The 17,156-nt window shown below is 61.8% G+C and carries 16 protein-coding genes; 14 read left to right on the top strand and 2 right to left on the bottom strand.

The window, feature by feature from the left end; translation table 11 throughout:
• Positions 1-3 precede the first annotated feature (3 nt).
• From B9Z01_RS06340 to B9Z01_RS06290, 11 genes are all read left to right on the top strand, one after another.
• Positions 4-1,566, top strand: coding sequence for a hydrogenase large subunit (locus B9Z01_RS06340; protein WP_085481404.1), 1,563 nt, complete (start codon positions 4-6; stop codon positions 1,564-1,566).
• Entirely contained in the window at positions 1,566-2,093 is a 528-nt protein-coding gene (locus tag B9Z01_RS06335; protein ID WP_085481403.1) for an NADH-quinone oxidoreductase subunit B family protein, read from the top strand. Before B9Z01_RS06340 ends, B9Z01_RS06335 begins: the two co-directional genes overlap by 1 nt.
• A gap of 170 nt (positions 2,094-2,263) precedes the next feature.
• Positions 2,264-2,596, top strand: coding sequence for a hypothetical protein (locus B9Z01_RS06330; protein WP_085481402.1), 333 nt, complete (start codon positions 2,264-2,266; stop codon positions 2,594-2,596).
• Between the two features lie 66 nt (positions 2,597-2,662).
• Positions 2,663-3,004, top strand: coding sequence for a zinc ribbon domain-containing protein YjdM (locus B9Z01_RS06325; RefSeq protein WP_085481401.1), 342 nt, complete (start codon positions 2,663-2,665; stop codon positions 3,002-3,004).
• 354 nt (positions 3,005-3,358) lie between these two features.
• A complete protein-coding gene (ehuR, locus tag B9Z01_RS06320; RefSeq protein WP_085481400.1) occupies positions 3,359-4,756 on the top strand; it encodes a MocR-like ectoine utilization transcription factor EhuR in 1,398 nt (465 codons plus the stop codon).
• A 165-nt stretch (positions 4,757-4,921) separates the two neighbouring features.
• Positions 4,922-5,926 (top strand): hydroxyectoine utilization dehydratase EutB, encoded by a 1,005-nt coding sequence (eutB, locus tag B9Z01_RS06315; RefSeq protein WP_085481399.1) that lies wholly within the window; start codon positions 4,922-4,924, stop codon positions 5,924-5,926.
• The gene (locus B9Z01_RS06310; protein WP_085481398.1) at positions 5,923-6,930 is read left to right on the top strand and encodes a cyclodeaminase; all 1,008 of its coding nucleotides are present in this window, start codon (positions 5,923-5,925) and stop codon (positions 6,928-6,930) included. Before eutB ends, B9Z01_RS06310 begins: the two co-directional genes overlap by 4 nt.
• Before the next feature lie 105 nt (positions 6,931-7,035).
• Positions 7,036-8,073, top strand: a complete 1,038-nt coding sequence (gene doeB, locus B9Z01_RS06305) for a N(2)-acetyl-L-2,4-diaminobutanoate deacetylase DoeB (protein ID WP_085481397.1) — start codon at positions 7,036-7,038, stop codon at positions 8,071-8,073.
• Positions 8,074-8,080: 7 nt separating this feature from the next.
• Positions 8,081-8,572 carry an Lrp/AsnC family transcriptional regulator gene (locus B9Z01_RS06300; protein ID WP_085481396.1) on the top strand — a complete coding sequence of 164 codons (492 nt, stop codon included), beginning with the start codon at positions 8,081-8,083 and terminating at the stop codon, positions 8,570-8,572.
• A 143-nt stretch (positions 8,573-8,715) separates the two neighbouring features.
• The gene (locus B9Z01_RS06295) at positions 8,716-10,239 is read left to right on the top strand and encodes an NAD-dependent succinate-semialdehyde dehydrogenase (protein ID WP_085481395.1); all 1,524 of its coding nucleotides are present in this window, start codon (positions 8,716-8,718) and stop codon (positions 10,237-10,239) included.
• Positions 10,240-10,280: 41 nt separating this feature from the next.
• Positions 10,281-11,678, top strand: a complete 1,398-nt coding sequence (locus tag B9Z01_RS06290) for an aspartate aminotransferase family protein (protein ID WP_085481394.1) — start codon at positions 10,281-10,283, stop codon at positions 11,676-11,678.
• Positions 11,679-11,865: 187 nt separating this feature from the next.
• On the opposite strand, the gene B9Z01_RS06285 is transcribed toward B9Z01_RS06290, so the two are convergent.
• Together B9Z01_RS06285 and doeA are read right to left on the bottom strand one after the other, a co-directional pair.
• The gene (locus tag B9Z01_RS06285; protein WP_085481393.1) at positions 11,866-12,960 is read right to left on the bottom strand and encodes an alcohol dehydrogenase family protein; all 1,095 of its coding nucleotides are present in this window, start codon (positions 12,958-12,960) and stop codon (positions 11,866-11,868) included.
• 61 nt (positions 12,961-13,021) lie between these two features.
• Positions 13,022-14,242 (bottom strand): ectoine hydrolase DoeA, encoded by a 1,221-nt coding sequence (gene doeA, locus B9Z01_RS06280; protein ID WP_085481392.1) that lies wholly within the window; start codon positions 14,240-14,242, stop codon positions 13,022-13,024.
• A 407-nt stretch (positions 14,243-14,649) separates the two neighbouring features.
• On the opposite strand from doeA, the gene ehuA reads away from it, so the two are divergent.
• The 3 genes from ehuA (at position 14,650) to ehuC (ending at position 17,152) form a co-directional block, all read left to right on the top strand.
• Positions 14,650-15,540: an ectoine/hydroxyectoine ABC transporter ATP-binding protein EhuA gene (gene ehuA, locus B9Z01_RS06275; RefSeq protein ID WP_275937493.1), complete on the top strand. Its 891-nt coding sequence runs from the start codon at positions 14,650-14,652 to the stop codon at positions 15,538-15,540.
• Positions 15,541-15,576: 36 nt separating this feature from the next.
• Entirely contained in the window at positions 15,577-16,419 is an 843-nt protein-coding gene (gene ehuB, locus B9Z01_RS06270; protein ID WP_085481391.1) for an ectoine/hydroxyectoine ABC transporter substrate-binding protein EhuB, read from the top strand.
• Between the two features lie 73 nt (positions 16,420-16,492).
• The gene (ehuC, locus tag B9Z01_RS06265; protein ID WP_085481390.1) at positions 16,493-17,152 is read left to right on the top strand and encodes an ectoine/hydroxyectoine ABC transporter permease subunit EhuC; all 660 of its coding nucleotides are present in this window, start codon (positions 16,493-16,495) and stop codon (positions 17,150-17,152) included.
• Positions 17,153-17,156 lie beyond the last annotated feature (4 nt).

The following is a 17,156-nucleotide window of genomic DNA, read 5'->3' as shown; positions in this document are numbered from 1 at the left end:
CATATGCGCATCGAGGCATTCGGGTTTCCCGAACTGGTTCGCCTGTCCGTGTTTGCGGGCAGGTCGTCGGCTTATTTCGCGCGGGTCGATGCCGACGCGTGGATCCGCACCGCCGCAGCCGTACGCGAGACAGATGGCCGCCTGATCTCCCTGTGGGGTGCCGAAGAAGCTCCGGGCACATTCGCGATCTCCGCCGCTTACGCGCTGGAGGACGGCATCCTGTGGCTTCAGTTGCCGGTAGCCGGCGGGCATGGGGACAGCGACGGATACCCGGACATATCGGCGGTCTTTCCGTGCGCGACACGCATGCAACGGGCCGTCTACGATCTGGTCGGGCTGCGCGCGATCGGCGCCGGCGATACACGGCCGTGGCTGAATCATGGCAACTGGCCTGCCGATTACTTTCCGTTGCAGAAATTGTCCTCCGGGACCGAGCGGTTTCAATCCCAGGAAGCGGACTATCCGTTCGTCCACGTCGATGGTGACGGTGTTCACGAGATTGCCGTCGGTCCGATCCACGCAGGCGTGATCGAGCCCGGACACTTCCGCTTCTCGGTTGTCGGCGAAAAGGTGTTGCGCCTCGAGGAGCGGCTGGGCTATGCGCACCGGGGAATCGAGCGGCTGTTCGAGCACGTGTCCGCGCTCGACGGACACCGTCTCGCAGGACGCATCGCCGGAGACACGACGGTCGCGTTTACGTGGGCCTATTGCATGGCGGTCGAGCGAGCGTTGAATGGACGGATTCCGCCACGCGCGCAGTGGCTGCGCGCGCTGCTGCTGGAGCGCGAGCGCATTGCCAACCACCTGGGTGACCTTGGAGCGCTCGGCAACGACGCGGGGTTCGCGTATGGCCTCGCACAGTTTTCCCGTCTGAAGGAAGACTGGCTACGTCTGAACAATCAGGCTTTCGGACATCGCTATCTGATGGATCGGATCGTTCCCGGGGGCGTCGCAACGGACATCGATCCGCGCTTCATCGCCGCGATGCTGACGCAGTGCGACCAGATTGACGCGCAGGTCCGTGTGATGCAGAAGATTTACGACGACCAGTCGGGGCTGCAGGATCGCTTTGCGGGTGCCGGCGTCCTCTCCGCAAGAGTGGCGGAGCACTTCGGCGTGTGCGGGCTGGTGGGGCGTGCGAGCGGCCGGAAAATCGATGTGCGCATCGATCATCCCTACGCGCCTTACCACGAGGTTCAGGTGCAGGCCGTCAACGATGACCGGGGCGACGTGGCGGCTCGAGTCACGGTGAGGTTCAACGAGATCTACGAATCGGTCCGGCTGATCCGGACTCTTCTCTCGGACCTGCCGGGAGGCAGTATCGTCACGCCGCTTGAACACGAAGGCGCGCCATCACGCGGGGTGGGGTGGATCGAAGGCTGGCGCGGCGATGTGTTCATCGCACTGGAGACCGGGACTGACGGGAACATTTTGCGATGTCACTGCCATGACCCGTCATGGCAGAACTGGCCGGCACTCGAACACGCGATCATCGGCAATATCGTTCCCGATTTTCCACTGATCAACAAGTCGTTCAATCTGAACTACGCGGGACATGACCTGTAATGTGGCAACTTCTCAAACAGATCGCGAAAACCGACACACCGGATCAGCGTGTGCCGGAAGGCGATGACGCATGGCGCACCGGAAGCCAGCAGATCCAGCAGGACATACTCGACATACTAGGCCGGGCGTTGTGCATTCGGGAGATCGACGCGGGCTCCTGCAACGGATGCGAACTGGAAATCCATGCGCTCAACAATCCGTACTACAACATCGAAGGACTGGGTATCAGGTTCGTCGCGAGTCCCCGCCATGCCGACATGCTGCTCGTCACTGGCCCGCTCACGCTGAACATGCAGGAAGCGGTATTGCGAGCTTACGAGGCGACGCCGCAGCCGAAGCTGGTCGTCGCAGTTGGCGAGTGCGCCTGCACCGGTGGCATGTTCAAGGAAAGCTACGCCGTATGTGGACCGCTCTCGAAATTTCTTCCTGTCGACGTCACGGTACCGGGTTGTCCGCCGCCCCCCATCGATATCCTGAGAGGCATTCTCGCCGCGCTTCGTGTGAAACGCACGATGCTCGCGCCATGATCACCAGCTGTGACATACACCGGTGACTCGCTCAGAGCGCCCCGGACACACGGCCTGCGGCTCGTCGCAGGCCGTCCCGCCTCTCTCGGCTGCTTTCCGTCGATGTCATGCGCAACATCAAGCGTCGGGTCTGCAAATTCGCGGCTCGAGCGTCTTCCCGAAAACCTGTAATGACGCCCATCAAATTCATTCTCCGCTACACGGCTGTGCCGTTCATGGCTATCTTCGCCGTCGTGTTTTGGGCCTCACATCACGCGTCCGCCGAAATCGATGCCCGACAGTACGCGGCACTATCGGGCGCCTATGCCAGCTTCCCAGCGGATCTCCGGCGTGATATCGGGCTGGCGCTGCAATCGGGGAAACTGAGCAAGTGGGATTATTCGTCGCTGGTACGGAAATCGCTCAACGATGGAGTTGTTCTCGACTGGCCGTCGGACGATAAGGAAGGCGTTGCTGCCGAGCGGGAAAAGCTGGTTGCGCTCGTCAAGGCGGATCGACCCTGAGCCAGCCACCGGACAGCGCTATACTTTTATGCTTTCACTGCCGTCGTCTGGCACCGAGGATTTCACATGAGCGCCTTGCCTCCCTGTCCAAAATGCAATTCCGAGTTCACGTACGAAGATGGGGGTGTCTACATCTGTCCGGAGTGTGCGCATGAATGGTCGGCGCAAGCGGCCGTGCAGACCGAAACGGCTGACAGGGTTTATCGCGATTCAGCCGGAAATGTCTTGCAGGATGGAGATACCGTCACTGTCATCAAGGACCTGAAACTAAAGGGCTCGGCTGGCGTGATAAAGATGGGCACCAAGGTAAAAAATATCCGGCTGGTGGACAGTGACCACGACATAGATTGCAAGATCGACGGCTTTGGTGCCATGAGCCTGAAATCGGAATTCGTCAAGAAGGCGTGACCCAGGTCCGTAGCACATCCTACGTCGAACAACCGGTGGTGCACTTGTCGATCAGTACACGGCGATGAAGCGTAGATCGATATGGACCGGGTGTCGAACCCGACACCTGTGGCGGTGATCTGTCACGGCGGGTGGCCGCCGATCTCGGCGGGTATCGTCAAGGGCCACAAGAGCCACTCCCGGCGCGCCTGAGAGGCGCGGCACCGCACCCGCGAATGCGGGATATAAAGTCCTATTTTTGTTCTCTAATGCACTAGGACAATAATTTCTGTGCAGTATTTGGCCTCACTATGTGGGGGGCGATAGAGCCAAATGCAGGGACAAATGCAGGGCCGAAAGTAGCGGAGGCAGCGGGTGATCGAGCAGTGGCGGGAAGCCGTGCGCGCGGTGCACGGCGTCGAATCGAAATATAAACGGCTGGTCAAGGCGATCGCCGGCGACATCGAGAGCGCGTCGCTGCCGGCAGGCGCTCGCCTGCCACCGCAGCGCGATGTCGCCGCGGGACTGGCGATCAGTGTGCAGACGGTGACCAACGCCTATAAGGAGCTGGAACGGCAGGGGCTGATCCGTTGCGAGGTGGGACGTGGCAGCTTCGTGGCGGCGCGCGTCACCGAAACCATGTCGCGCTATATGCTCGACACCGCCGAGCGCTCGGTGGTCGACTTCTCGATCGCACGCATCATTCATACGGCGGAGCACGACGCCATGTGGCGCAAGGTGTGCGCGACGCTTTCGACACTCGACGACCAGCCGTGGATTCGCGCTTTCCGGCCTATTGCGGGCTTCGAGCATCATCGGCAGGCCGGGATCGCGTGGCTCGCGTCGCTGGGCATGCCGGCTTCGGCGGATACGCTGCTCGTCACGAATGGCGCGGCGCACGGCATCTTTCTGGCGCTGGCTTCGCTTGTGGGGCCAGGCGACACGGTATTGTGCGAAAGCCTCACGGATCACGGCGTGATCGGCTCAGCGAATGTGCTGGGTTTTACGCTGAAAGGCCTCGAGATCGACGAGTACGGCATTCACCCTGAACACTTCGAAGAGATGTGCGATAGCGAGCGCATCACGGCCCTTGTCTGCACGCCCACGCTGAACAATCCCACCGTTGCGCTCATGCCCGACTCGCGGCGCCGCGCGATTGCGAAAATCGCCGAACGCTATGGCGTTTACGTGATCGAGGACGACGTCTATGGTCCGTTGCCCGCGAAGCATGGCACACCGATTTCGAGTCTGATTCCCGATCTGTCGTTCTATTGCACGAGCCTGACGAAGTCGGTGATGGCCGGTTTGCGGATCGGCTACCTCGCCACGCCGCGGCGGCTTGCACTACGCGCTGAAAGCGTGCTGCGTGTGAGCAGCTGGATGGCGACTTCGCCGATGGCCGAAGTGGCGACACGATGGATCGTCGACGGAACCGCCGAACGGCTCGTGGAAATACAGCGCGAACGTCTGGGACGGCGTCAGGCGCAATTGCAGCAAACGTTGGGTAAATACGTGCTCGGCGCGCATCCACAGGCACTGTCCGCCTGGCTGCGCGTTCCCGATCACTGGCGCACCGACCGTCTGGTGCGAGAACTGCGCAACCGCGATATCGCCGTGACTTCACCTGATCCATTTCTGGTGCGCGACGCGGAGCGGCCGAACGCGGTGCGTATCTGCGTCGGCGTCGAGGTTGGCGAAGAAACCTATAAAGCCGCGCTGGAAACGATGCGCGACGTGTTCGAGCAGTACCCGCAGGTGCACGATTTCACCTGAGTTCGATCCGGTTTCGCACCGCTCAGATGAAATGAACTAGGACAATGGAAATCGTTTTTTAGAACATTAGACTGGACTGCATTGAAAACGATGCGGCCGCAAATCAGCGTGAGAACGCAGGTGCGACAGCATCGGAATTGAACCCTTTCGTGCAGGGCCGCGTTCATGTCCGTTCTGTCGTTAGCCGATGTCTACCGCGCGCGTCGTCGTATCGCGGGGCGCGTCTTTCATACGCCGCTCGTCGAATCGCAGAGTCTGTCGGAGAAGGCAGGCACACCGGTCTTTCTGAAACTCGAAACGGTGCAGCCGACCGGCAGCTTCAAGCTGCGCGGCGCCACCAATGCACTCGCTCGACTCGCCGAACAGGGTTGCCGCAAAGTCGTGACCGCTTCGACGGGCAATCACGGCCGCGCGGTTGCGCATGCAGCACGCGCGCTGGGTATCGATGCAATGGTTTGCATGTCCGCGCTCGTGCCGGCGAATAAAGTCGAGGCCGTGCGCGCACTCGGCGCACAAGCACGGATTGCCGGTAAAAGCCAGGACGAAGCGGAGCATGAAGCGTTGAGACTGGTACGGGAGGAAGGTTTCGCCTATGTCCCGCCGTTCGACGATCTGCATGTGATCGCCGGTCAGGCAACCATCGGACTCGAAATCGTCGAGGCATTGCCGGACGTGGCGAACATTGTCGTGCCCCTGTCCGGCGGTGGCCTGTTTGCGGGCATTGCGTTCGCTGCCCGCGGCGCTAATCGCGCAATCGGCCTGACCGGCGTGACGATGTCGCGCGGCGCCGCGATGCATGCGAGTCTTGCGGCGGGCCGCCCGGTGCTGGTCGAAGAAGTCGAAACGCTCGCTGACTCGCTGGGCGGCGGCATCGGGCTCGAAAACCGCTATACGTATGCGCTCACACGCGATCTGATCGACGAGACCGTGCTGCTCGACGAGGCGTCGATTGCGCGTGGCATCGTGCACGCTTACGAGCATGAACGGCTGGTGGTGGAAGGCGCGGCGGCGGTGGGCATGGCCGCTTTGCTCGACGGCATGTTGCCGGCCGCGCGTATCAAACGCGGGCCTCTCGTGCTGATCGTAACGGGCGCCAACATCGACATGGAGCAGCATCGCCGCCTCGTCGCTTCCGCCTCGACGCAACCCAGCTCGCACAACGCCCTATGACCTCAATCACGCTCCTCGGCGAAGCGGAGCTTCGCGAACTCGTGCCGCTCGACCTTGCCGCAATCGACCAGGTGGAAGCCGCTTTCCTCGCGCTCGCCACCGAAGCCGTCGCGATGCCGCCGGTCCTGCGTCTCGATCTGCCTGAGCGCAACGGTGAAGTCGATGTCAAGACGGCGTATCTACCACGCTTCGGTAGCTTCGCTATCAAGGTGAGTCCCGGGTTTTTCAACAATCCGTCGCTCGGTTTGCCGAGCCTGAATGGTCTGATGCTGGTGTTGTCGGCGAACACGGGTCTGACCGAAGCGGTGTTGCTCGACAACGGTTATCTGACGGCGGTGCGTACGGCCGCCGCCGGTGCGGTCGCGGCGCGCTGGCTGGCGAAGCGGCACACGCCGCGAGTGGCCGTGCTTGGCGCCGGCGAGCAGGCACGTTTGCAATTGCGAGCGTTGATGCTGGTGCGTCGCGTCGAACGCGTGCGCGTATGGGCGCGTAATCCGGCCAGCGCACAGCATTTCGCCGTGGAAATGACCGCCTCGCTCGGTGTGCCATGCGATGTTGCGCGCGATGTTCACGAGGCGCTCGCCGACGCCGACATCGCAATCACCACGACGCCAAGCCGCACACCGCTGATTGAAGCCGCAGACCTGCATCCGGGCTTGCATATCACGGCGATGGGTTCGGACGCCGAGTACAAGAATGAAATCGCGCCGGCCGCACTGGCTGCGGCGCGCTATGTGTGCGACCGCGCGCAGCAAACACGCGTGCTAGGGGAGTTGCACCACGCACTGAATGCCGGTGCGATGCACGCCGGCGGCGCTATCGCGGAGCTCGGTCAGGTGATTGCGGGACAGGCCGTGGGCCGTGCCGACGAGACTGACGTGACCATCTGCGACCTGACCGGCACCGGCGCGCAGGACACAGCGATTGCCGCGCTCGCATTGAAGCGGGCGCACGCGGTGGGCGCCGGCACGATTTTTCGCAATGACATGAAGTGCCGGGAATGAACGATGCCTGAAACAACACGACTGGAACGGGAGGCGAGCGTATCTGTTCCGGCGTCGAAAGATTCTGTGGCGTGCGCGCGCGTCGCTTTTGAGGGAGTAGTACCTATGCGGGCATCACCCATTCAGCCGACGGTCGATTTCAACGCCGACGGCGAACAACACGGCTTTCTGAAGCTGCCTTATTCGCACGATGGCTCCGCGTGGGGCGCGCAGATGATTCCAGTCACGGTGGTCCGCAACGGCGAGGGACCGACGGCGCTTCTCACCGGCGGCAATCACGGCGATGAATACGAGGGGCCGATTGCGTTGTCGAAGCTGGCCGCTACGCTCAAGGCTCACGACGTGAAAGGGCGTGTGATTATCGTGCCGTTCATGAATTTGCCCGCATTCCGTGCGGGCACGCGCACGTCGCCTATCGATCATGGCAATCTGAATCGCAGTTTCCCGGGTAAGCCGGACGGCACGGTCACCGAGAAGATCGCCGATTATTTTCAGCGCTATCTGCTGCCGCTCGCCGATTACGTACTCGATCTGCACGCCGGCGGCCGCACGCTCGACTTCGTGCCGTTTGCCGCGATTCATCTGCTGCCGGATGCCAATCAGCAGGCCCGGTGCGAAGCGGCGATGCGCGCGTTCGGCGCGCCGTATTCGATGCGGATGCTCGAACTCGATAGCGTCGGCCTGTACGACACGGCCGTCGAAGAAGCGGGCAAGGTGTTCGTGTCGACTGAACTCGGCGGCGGCGGTACGGCGACTGTACAAAGCGTAGCGGTGGCGGAGCGCGGCGTGCGGGGTTTCCTGCAGCAGGCAGGCATCCTCGGTTCAGATGAGGCCCGGCACCAGACGGGGCACTCCGCCCCGCGCACCACGACGCTGCTCGACATGCCCGATGGCACCTGCTTCACGACGAGCGAACACGAAGGCTTGCTGGAGTTGTGCAAGGACCTGGGCGAGATGGTTGAAAGCGGTGAGGTGATCGCGCGAATTCACGACGCGTCGCGCACCGGCGTCGCGCCGGTCGAATATCGCGCGCGCCGCGGCGGCCTGCTCGCGGCACGGCATTTTCCCGGTCTCGTGCGGATCGGCGATACGGTCGCGGTGGTGGCCGATGTCGTCGAGCGCGGCATACCGGTGGCAGTCTGAGCGCACGATGAAACTCGACCGATACGATCTGGCGATTTTGCTCATTCTCGCGCGCGACGGGCGCATCGCCAAGTCGCATCTCGCCGAGCAGATCAATCTGTCGATCTCGCCGGCATGGGAGCGCGTCAAGCGCCTGGAGGAGGGCGGTGTGATTCGCGGTTATCGCGCCGATATCGACTGGGTGCGCGCCTTCAAGGGCAGCCGTGTGGTGGTCGAGGTCACGCTGGCGCGCCATACCGCGCAAGACATGCGACGCTTCGAGGAGCGGATCGCCGCCGCACCGGAGGTCGTGCAATGCCATGCGACGGGCGGCGGCGTCGACTATGTGATGCATGTGATGTCGCGCGACATCGACCACTATCAGCGCTTTATCGATTCGCTCCTGACCGACGAGCTGGGTATCGAAAAGTACTTTACCTACATCGTCACCAAGGTGGTGAAAAGCCACGCGGAGGGTTTGCCGGACTGGGCGGAACATATGATCGACAACGGTAGTTGAAGCGTACGGCGGCTGCGCTGGAGAATCGCCATGCATCGCGGCGAATTCCAGAAAAAACACCGGCTTTGAGGGCCCATAACCAAAAAAACCGCATCGCCACCGGACGTACAGTGACAGACATACATCGCACACAGGAGGTCGTCATGTTGCTGGGTCATCCGGTTCTATTCAAATCGCTGTGCTACGTCGACGGACGCTGGGTTCATAGCGCGAGCGCCGCGAGTGTCGCCGTGCGAAATCCAGCGGATCAGCAAGTGCTCGGCCACGTGCCGATGCTCGACGCCGGGCAGATCACCGAAGCCGTCGACGCCGCGCAACGTGCATTCTCGACATGGCGTTGGCTGCCGGTCGCCAAACGCTCGGCGCTGCTGTTGCGCTGGCATGAGCTGATCCTGCGCCATCAGCATGATCTGGCCGCGATTCTGTCGCTCGAACAGGGCAAGCCGCTCGCGGAAGCACGCGGCGAAATCGCTTACGGCGCGAGTTTTGTCGAATGGTTTGCACACGAAGTGCGCCGCCTGAACGGCCGTACGATTCCCACCCATATCGACGGCGCGCACCTGGGCACGGTGATTGAACCGGTCGGTGTGGCTGCGTTGATCACGCCCTGGAACTTCCCCTGCGCGATGATCGCGCGCAAGGCGGCCGCCGCGCTCGCAGCGGGGTGCACGGTGGTGGTGAAGCCGGCGCACGAGACGCCGTTCTCCGCGTTGGCACTTGCTCAACTTGCGGAAGAAGCGGGCTTACCTGCCGGCGTGTTCAACGTCGTGCTGGGTGAGCCGCAAATGGCGATGGAAACGCTGGTGCGCGATACCCGGGTGCGTTCGGTGAGCTTCACTGGTTCGACGCGCGTCGGTGCGCTGGTTATGCAGACGGCGGCCCACGCCGGTATCAAGAAGACCGCGCTGGAACTCGGCGGCAATGCGCCTTTCATCGTGACCGAGGATGCCGACCTCGATCAGGCGGTGCGTGTGGCGATCGCAGCGAAGTTTCAGACCTCGGGGCAGGACTGCTGCGCGGCCAATCGCATCTTCGTCGCCCGGCCGCTGTACGAAACGTTTGTCACGCGTTACAGCGAGGCCGTGAAAACACTAACAGTGGGTGCCGCATTTGAGGCGGATGTGCAGGTCGGTCCGCTGATGCACCAGGCGGCGTTCGACAGCACGCTGCAGCGTATCGCCGACGCCAGAGAGAAGGGCGCGCGCATTACCGCCGGTGGCGCAGCCCACGAGCGTGGCGGCTGGTTTTTCGAGCCGACCGTGGTTGCGGACGCGGCGCCCGGCATGCGCATCTATGACGAAGAAAACTTCGCGCCGATCTCCGCGGTTTCGCCATTCGATTCGCTCGAGGAAGTTGTCACACGCGCGAACGACACCGAATACGGCCTCGCCGCTTATGTCTGCGCGCGAGACCTCAACACGGTGTTTCAACTGATCCGCCGTCTCGAGTTTGCGATGGTGTCCGTGAACGGTGCGAAATTCACCGGCGCGCCGATTCCATTCGGCGGCATCAAATCATCCGGACTCGGCCGCGAAGGCGGGACCGAAGGGTTTGAGCCGTTTGTCGAAACCCGTTATTTCTGCCTCGGCCAGCTCGGTCTGCCGGTAACCGACAGTCTCCCCGCTCACCGCATACCCGCTGCGACCACAGCCGCTGCGACGGCCTGAGTCAATCCAACCCATCCAACGATTACACGAAGGAGCTCCCCATGACCCAACTCGACCAACTCTTCGACGCCGACCGCGCCCACTTCATGCATCCCTCGACGCACGCTCACGACCATGCGAGCGGGGCACTGCCCGGCCGCATCGTGACCGGCGCGAAAGGCATCCGCATCGAGGACCATCAAGGCAAGTCGTATATCGACGCTTTCGCGGGCCTGTATTGCGTGAATATCGGTTATGGCCGCACCGAGGTAGCCGAAGCGATCTATGAGCAGGCAAAGAAGCTTGCTTACTACCACACGTATGTCGGCCACTCGACGGATACCATCATCGAACTGTCGTCGCGCATTATCGACTGGGCGCCGAAGGGCATGAAGAAGGTGTATTACGGCATGTCCGGTTCGGACGCGAACGAAACGCAGATCAAGATCGTCTGGTATTACAACAACGTCAAGGGCCGTCCGAACAAGAAAAAGATCATCTCGCGCCAACGCGGGTATCACGGCTCGGGCATCGTGACCGGCAGTCTGACCGGGTTGCCGAGCTTTCACCAGTACTTCGATTTGCCGATCGAGCGCGTCAAACATACGGTGTGTCCGCACTGGTACCGGCAGGCGCCGGCCGGCATGAACGAGGCGCAATTCGTCGCGTACTGTGTGGAAGAACTGGAAAAGCTCATTGCACAGGAAGGCGCGGATACGATCGCTGCCTTCATCGCTGAACCGGTGATGGGCACGGGTGGCATCCTGCCACCGCCGGCGGGTTACTGGTCCGCGATCCAGCAGGTGCTGAAGAAGCACGACATCCTGCTGATCTGCGACGAAGTGGTGTGTGGTTTCGGCCGCCTCGGCTCGCAGATGGGCGCGCAACACTACGGCATCACGCCGGATCTGATCACCGTGGCAAAAGGCTTGACCAGTGCTTATGCGCCATTGTCAGGCGTGATCGTCAGCGAAGGCGTGTGGGACGTAATCGACAAGGCATCGCAGGAATTCGGCGCGATGGGTCATGGCTGGACCTACTCCGGTCACCCAATCTGCGCCGCGGCGGCACTCGCGAACCTCGACATTCTCGAGCGCGAAAACCTCACGCAGAACGCGGCGCAAACCGGTGCGTATCTGCTCGAACAGTTGCACGCGGCGTTTGATTCACATCCGCTGGTTGGCGAAGTGCGCGGCGTGGGCATGCTGGCCGCGCTTGAATTCATGGCCGACAAGGATGGCCGTCAACCGTTCGATGCAGCACTGAAGGTCGGTCCGCGCGTCTCGGCTGCGGCGTTGCAGCGTGGGTTGATCGCTCGCGCCATGCCGCACGGCGACATTCTCGGTTTCGCGCCGCCATTGGTCACGTCGCGCAACGACGTCGACGAGATCGTGAAGCTGGCACGTGAGGCGGTGGACGAAGTTGCGTCCCAGGTCCTTGCGCCGGCCGCTTCCGCGTAACGAGGTGGTGACGCGGGGTGGTGACACGGGGTGATGACGCGCCGGTTTGTGTGCCGCAGCGAAAGCGGTGCGGCCGGCGCTTCTGATCAATGACCGATCATGAAGTGAAGTGTCGTGAGGCGGATGGAAAAACAGCCGGAGCAGCGGATGATCGCTGTTCCGGCTGCGTGCCGCGCAGGCCGGTTATTCAAGCCTGTTTTGCGGCTTGCGTGTAATGCCGGTCAGGAATCACGACGATGTTGCCCACGAAACGTTTAGCCATGAATTGCGTTTGCGCTTCATGAAACCTGGACAGGGGATAGGTAGCGGCGAGAATCGGCTTGATCGTACCGGCCTCGATATAGTTGAGCACGCGTTTGAAGGCGGCGCGTGTCCCTTGCGAAGACCCATTCAGCTGTAACTGCTTCAGATACATCGTGCGCAAATCCAGCTGGACTACCGGTCCGGCAATAGCGCCCGCCGTCGTGTAGCGGCCTTCCGGGCGCAGCACGTTCAGCAGCTTGCCGAACAACGTGCCGCCGACCAGGTCGGCCACCACATCGACCGGCCGGCCTCCGGTCATCCGTTCGACATCCGCGGCGAAATTCCCGGTGTCGCGAAGCATCACGCCTTCTGCGCCAAGCTTGAGCACCGCATCTTCCTTGCCCTTGCTGACCACTGCATACGGAATCGCCTCGCGCGCGCGGCATAGCTGAATGATTCCCGAGCCGACACCGCCGGACGCGCCGGTAATCAGCACTGTTTCCCCACTTTTGACGGCGGCGCGCTCGATCATCTGCTCGCCAGTGTGATACGCACACCAGAACGTCGCCAGCTCGGCATCGGAGTACGTGGAATCGACGCGATGTGCGTTCTCTGCGGGTACTGCGGTGTATTCGGCGTAACCGCCGTCACGGCCGTGGCCGATGTAGTCGATATCGGCGAGGCTGTCGTCGTCGCGGTTATAGATCGACGCATCGACGATCACGCGTTCGCCGATACGCGCATCGCTGACTCCGCCGCCCACCGCGACCACGCGTCCGACGATATCCGCGCCCTGGATGCGCGGGAACGACAGCGTCGAGCGGCCGCGCCGCCAGGTGGAGACGGCTTGAGGGTCGTCATCCGTGCCATACGCGCCTTCGCGAACCCACACGTCGGTATTGTTCAACCCGCAAGCCGTCACTTCAAGCAGCACTTCGCCCGCTTGGCAGGCGGGAACCGGCATGTCGTCGCGATAGACGAGTTTGTCGAGGCCGCCGTGGGCCGTCAGTACGACGGCCTTCATTGTATTCGGAAGCATGTTTCCCCTTTGACGTATTCCCGTGCGCGTCGCGATCACGGCGGCACGGAGGCCGACGGGCTTACGGTTTGACGAACAGCTTGCGAGGCGTCTTGCAGAAGGTTTCGACGCCGGTTTCGGTAATCAGGATGCTTTCGGTGATTTCGAGTCCCCAGTCGTCGAGCCACAGGCCCGGCATGAAGTGAAACGTCATGCCCGGTTCGAGGACGGTCTTGTCCCCGGGCCGAAGGCTCATCGTGCGTTCGCCCCAGTCCGGCGGATAGCTCGCACCGATCGGATAGCCGCAACGGCTGTTCTTCTCGATACCGTATTTGTGCAGTATCGCGAAGAACGCGTTGGCGATGTCTTCGCACGTATTGCCGGGCCTGGCCGCAGCCAGACCTGCTTCAATGCCTTCCACCACCGCGCGTTCGCCGTCGACGAAATGCTTTGGCGGTTTGCCGAGGTAGACGGTGCGTGACTGCGGGCAGTGATAGCGTTTGAAGCAGCCGGCGATTTCGAAGAACGTGCCGGCATCTTTGGCGAAGGGCGTATCGTCCCAGGTCAGATGCGGGGCGGCGGCATCGGCGCCGGTGGGTAACAGCGGCACGATTGCCGGATAGTCACCACCGTAACCGTCGACGCCGGTAATGCCTGCCGAGTAGATCTCGGCAACCAGGTCGTTCTTGCGCATGCCGGGCTCGATCCGCTCGACGATATGCGCATGCATTCTTTCGACAATGCGCGCGGCCACGCGCATGTATTCGATCTCACGTGGCGATTTAACGGCGCGTTGCCAGTTCACGAGGCTGGTCGCGTCCTGCCATTTCGCCTTGGGAAGATGAGCGACGAGCGAACGATAGGCCGCGGCGCTGAAATAGTAGTTGTCCATTTCCACGCCGATCTTCAATGCGCCCCAGCCGCGCGCTTCGATCACCTCACGGGCGAGGTAATCCATCGGATGACGCACGGGGGACTGCACGTAATGATCCGGATAACCGACGATCTGTTCGTGCTTCATGAAGACGGTGCGCTTTGCGCCGTTCGCATCCTGGCCGCGGCCGAACCAGACCGGTTCGCCCTCCAGCGCGAGCAGTACGCACTGATGCACGTAGAACGACCAACCGTCATAACCGGTGAGCCAGGCCATATTGGTCGGATCGGACACGATCAGGAGTTCGACCCCTGCGGCCTGCATCGCTTTACGCGTTTTGCCGATACGGGCGGCGTATTCGGCACGTTCAAACGGCAGGCGTACGACGGGCGCCGTGGTTCGCGGTTCCTGTTGCGTTGTATCTGACATCTTCCCCTCTCTCTGGCGTGACGTCGTTGCGGAAAGTGGTGGCCCATGGACGCAATGAGACACCTGCAGGCGTTTCTGGCCGCAGTCTAATGCCGCGAAAAACGGCTTTTAATGTGCTAGTTCAATCTTCGCCGCGGGTCTGAATCGGGGGCGCGGAACTCAGCGGCATCGCCGTGACTGGTTTCGCGCCGTGCTGGTAGGTGTTGTCCCTGACTCGTACGCCGGTTTCCTGTCCCGTCGGCTTTTTATCTCATGGCGCGGCCCGGTTCTCCCTGGAAAAAGAATTGTTCTAGGGCAATCGGAACGCAAATATGGCTTTGTATTCTGGTTCGCATAGCTCTTTGCCCAGAATCGCCGCCGCATCACCTTCCATCGAGCCAGGTATGACGAACGGGAACCGAATCGAGATGAAAACCGCGCGAGTTGCCGACATGCTGAGCGCTTCAGCCATCGCCACGGCGACACTTCCGCCGGCCTGCGCCAGCACCTTTCAGCCGCGCCGGGAGGCGCCGATGATGAAGCCGTTGATCAGCATCGATCGCATCACGAAGCGTTATGGCGCGCTGACCGTGCTCGACGAACTCTCGCTCGACGTGATGCCGGGCGAGAAGCTCGCGCTGATCGGCCCGTCGGGTTCCGGCAAGACCACGATTCTGCGCATTCTGATGACACTCGAATCGATCGATGGCGGCCACATCGAAGTGGACGGCGAACAGCTGTTTCATATGCCGCACGGCGGCCAGATGGTGCCCGCGAACGCGCGCCATCTGCAGAAGATGCGCGAGAAGATCGGCATGGTCTTCCAGCACTTCAATCTGTTTCCGCACAAGAGCGTGCTCGATAACGTGACGCTCGCGCCGATGCTGACAAAAGGCGAGAGCCGCGAGTCGGCGGAAAAACGCGCGCTGGAACTACTCGACATGGTTGGCATGGCCGACAAGGCAAAGAGCCGTCCGGCGCAACTCTCCGGCGGACAGAAGCAACGCGTGGCGATCGCGCGGGCGCTGGCCCTCGCACCCAGGATCATGCTTTTCGACGAAGTGACTTCCGCGCTCGACCCTGAGCTCGTTGAAGAAGTGCTGAACGTGATGCAGCAGCTCGCGAGGGAAACCGATATGACGATGTTGCTCGTCACACATGAGATGGGGTTCGCCCACGATTTTGCGGACCGTGTGCTGTTTTTCGACCGCGGCAGGATCGTGGAGGAAGGCAAACCGGAAGATATCTTCAGTCATCCAGAGCATGAGCGAACCCAGGCGTTTCTGCGCAAGATCATCGCCGCGGGTCACCGCATCTGATCGACCCACGCCACCACGCTTTAGGAGCCAAAAATCATGAAATTGAAGGGGATTCTGATCACCGGGACGTTGTCGCTGCTGACCTTGACCGGTCTCGCAGTCGCGGCACAGGACAAACTCGCGCAACTCAGGGAGCAGGGTTTTGCGCGCATCGCGATTGCCAACGAACCGCCGTTTACCGCGGTCGGCGCCGACGGCAAGGTGACGGGCGCCGCGCCTGATGTGGCGCGTGCGGTCTTCAGGAAGCTGGGCGTCAACGATATCGTCGCGTCGATTTCCGAGTATGGCGCAATGATCCCGGGGCTCGCCGTGGGGCGGCATGATGCGATCGCAGCCGGTCTCTTCATGACCCCGCAGCGCTGCGCAGCGGTTGCTTACTCCGAGCCGGTGCTGTGCGCGGTGGAGGCGTTTGCCGTCAAGAAGGGCAACACCAAAAACATCAAGACCTACGAGGAAATCGCCAGGGATCCTAAAGCGGTGATCGGCGTCGAAGGCGGCACGACTGAACAGAAACTCGCAACCGCCGCGCAGATTCCGACCGAACGTGTCGTCATCGTGCCGGACGGGCAGAGCGGCCTGAAGATGCTCCAGGACGGGCGCATCGACGCGTTCGCACTGCCGCTGTTGTCGATCAGCGACCTGCTCTCGAAAGCGAAAGACGCCAATCTCGAATCGATCGCACCGGTGCAAGGCACGCCCGTGCAATGCGATGGCGTGGCGTTCCGCAAGCAGGACACCGCGCTGCGCGATGCTTTCGACGTCGAGTTGAAGAAGATGAAGGAATCCGGCGAGTTCGCGAAGATCGTCGAGCCGTACGGGTTCTCGGCAAAAGCTGCGATGTCGACGAGCCGTGAAAAGCTGTGCGCAGCGAAGAACTGAGTCTGCCCGGGCGGTTTGACACGCTACGTGGTAGCGCGCCAAACCGCCATTCTGTTGCCAGCGAGGTGCGCTGATGAACGACTGGTACGGTTATCTGCTGCTGATTCTGAAAGGTGCCGAGGCAACCGTTGAGCTGACTGTGATGGGCACGGTGCTTGCGCTCGTGATGGCGTTCGTCGCGGGACTCGGGCGACTGTCGCGATTTCTCGCGGTGCGCGCGCTCGCCACGTCGTATATCGAGTTCTTTCGCGGCACGTCGGTATTCGTTCAATTGTTCTGGGCGTATTTCGTGCTGCCGATGGCCGGACTCACACTCACGCCACTTCAGGCCGGTGTGCTAGCGCTCGGCTTGAATGTGGGTGCGTATGGCGCGGAAGTGGTCCGTGGCGCGATCATCGCAATTGGCCAGGAGCAGAGGAGTGCATGCATTGCGTTGAACCTGTCCACGTATCAACGCATGCGTCACGTGATATTGCCGCAAGCATTGCCGCTGATGCTGCCTACCTTCGGCAACAACGCGATCGAGTTGCTTAAAGGCACGGCGGTCGTATCGCTGATTTCTCTCGGCGATATGACATTCCAGGCGCAGGTCGTACGCTCGCAAACCGGCAATACCCTGATACCGTTCGCGACGATTCTCGCGCTGTACTTCGCCATGGCCTGCCTGATTTCGTTCGGCGTGCGCAAACTCGAACGCCGGATGACCTTTGGTCTCGACGGGATGAGGAGATAACCGT

This window comes from Paraburkholderia susongensis (assembly GCF_900177725.1).
GTDB lineage: Bacteria > Pseudomonadota > Gammaproteobacteria > Burkholderiales > Burkholderiaceae > Paraburkholderia > Paraburkholderia susongensis.
This window is presented reverse-complemented; position numbering and strand designations above follow the sequence as displayed.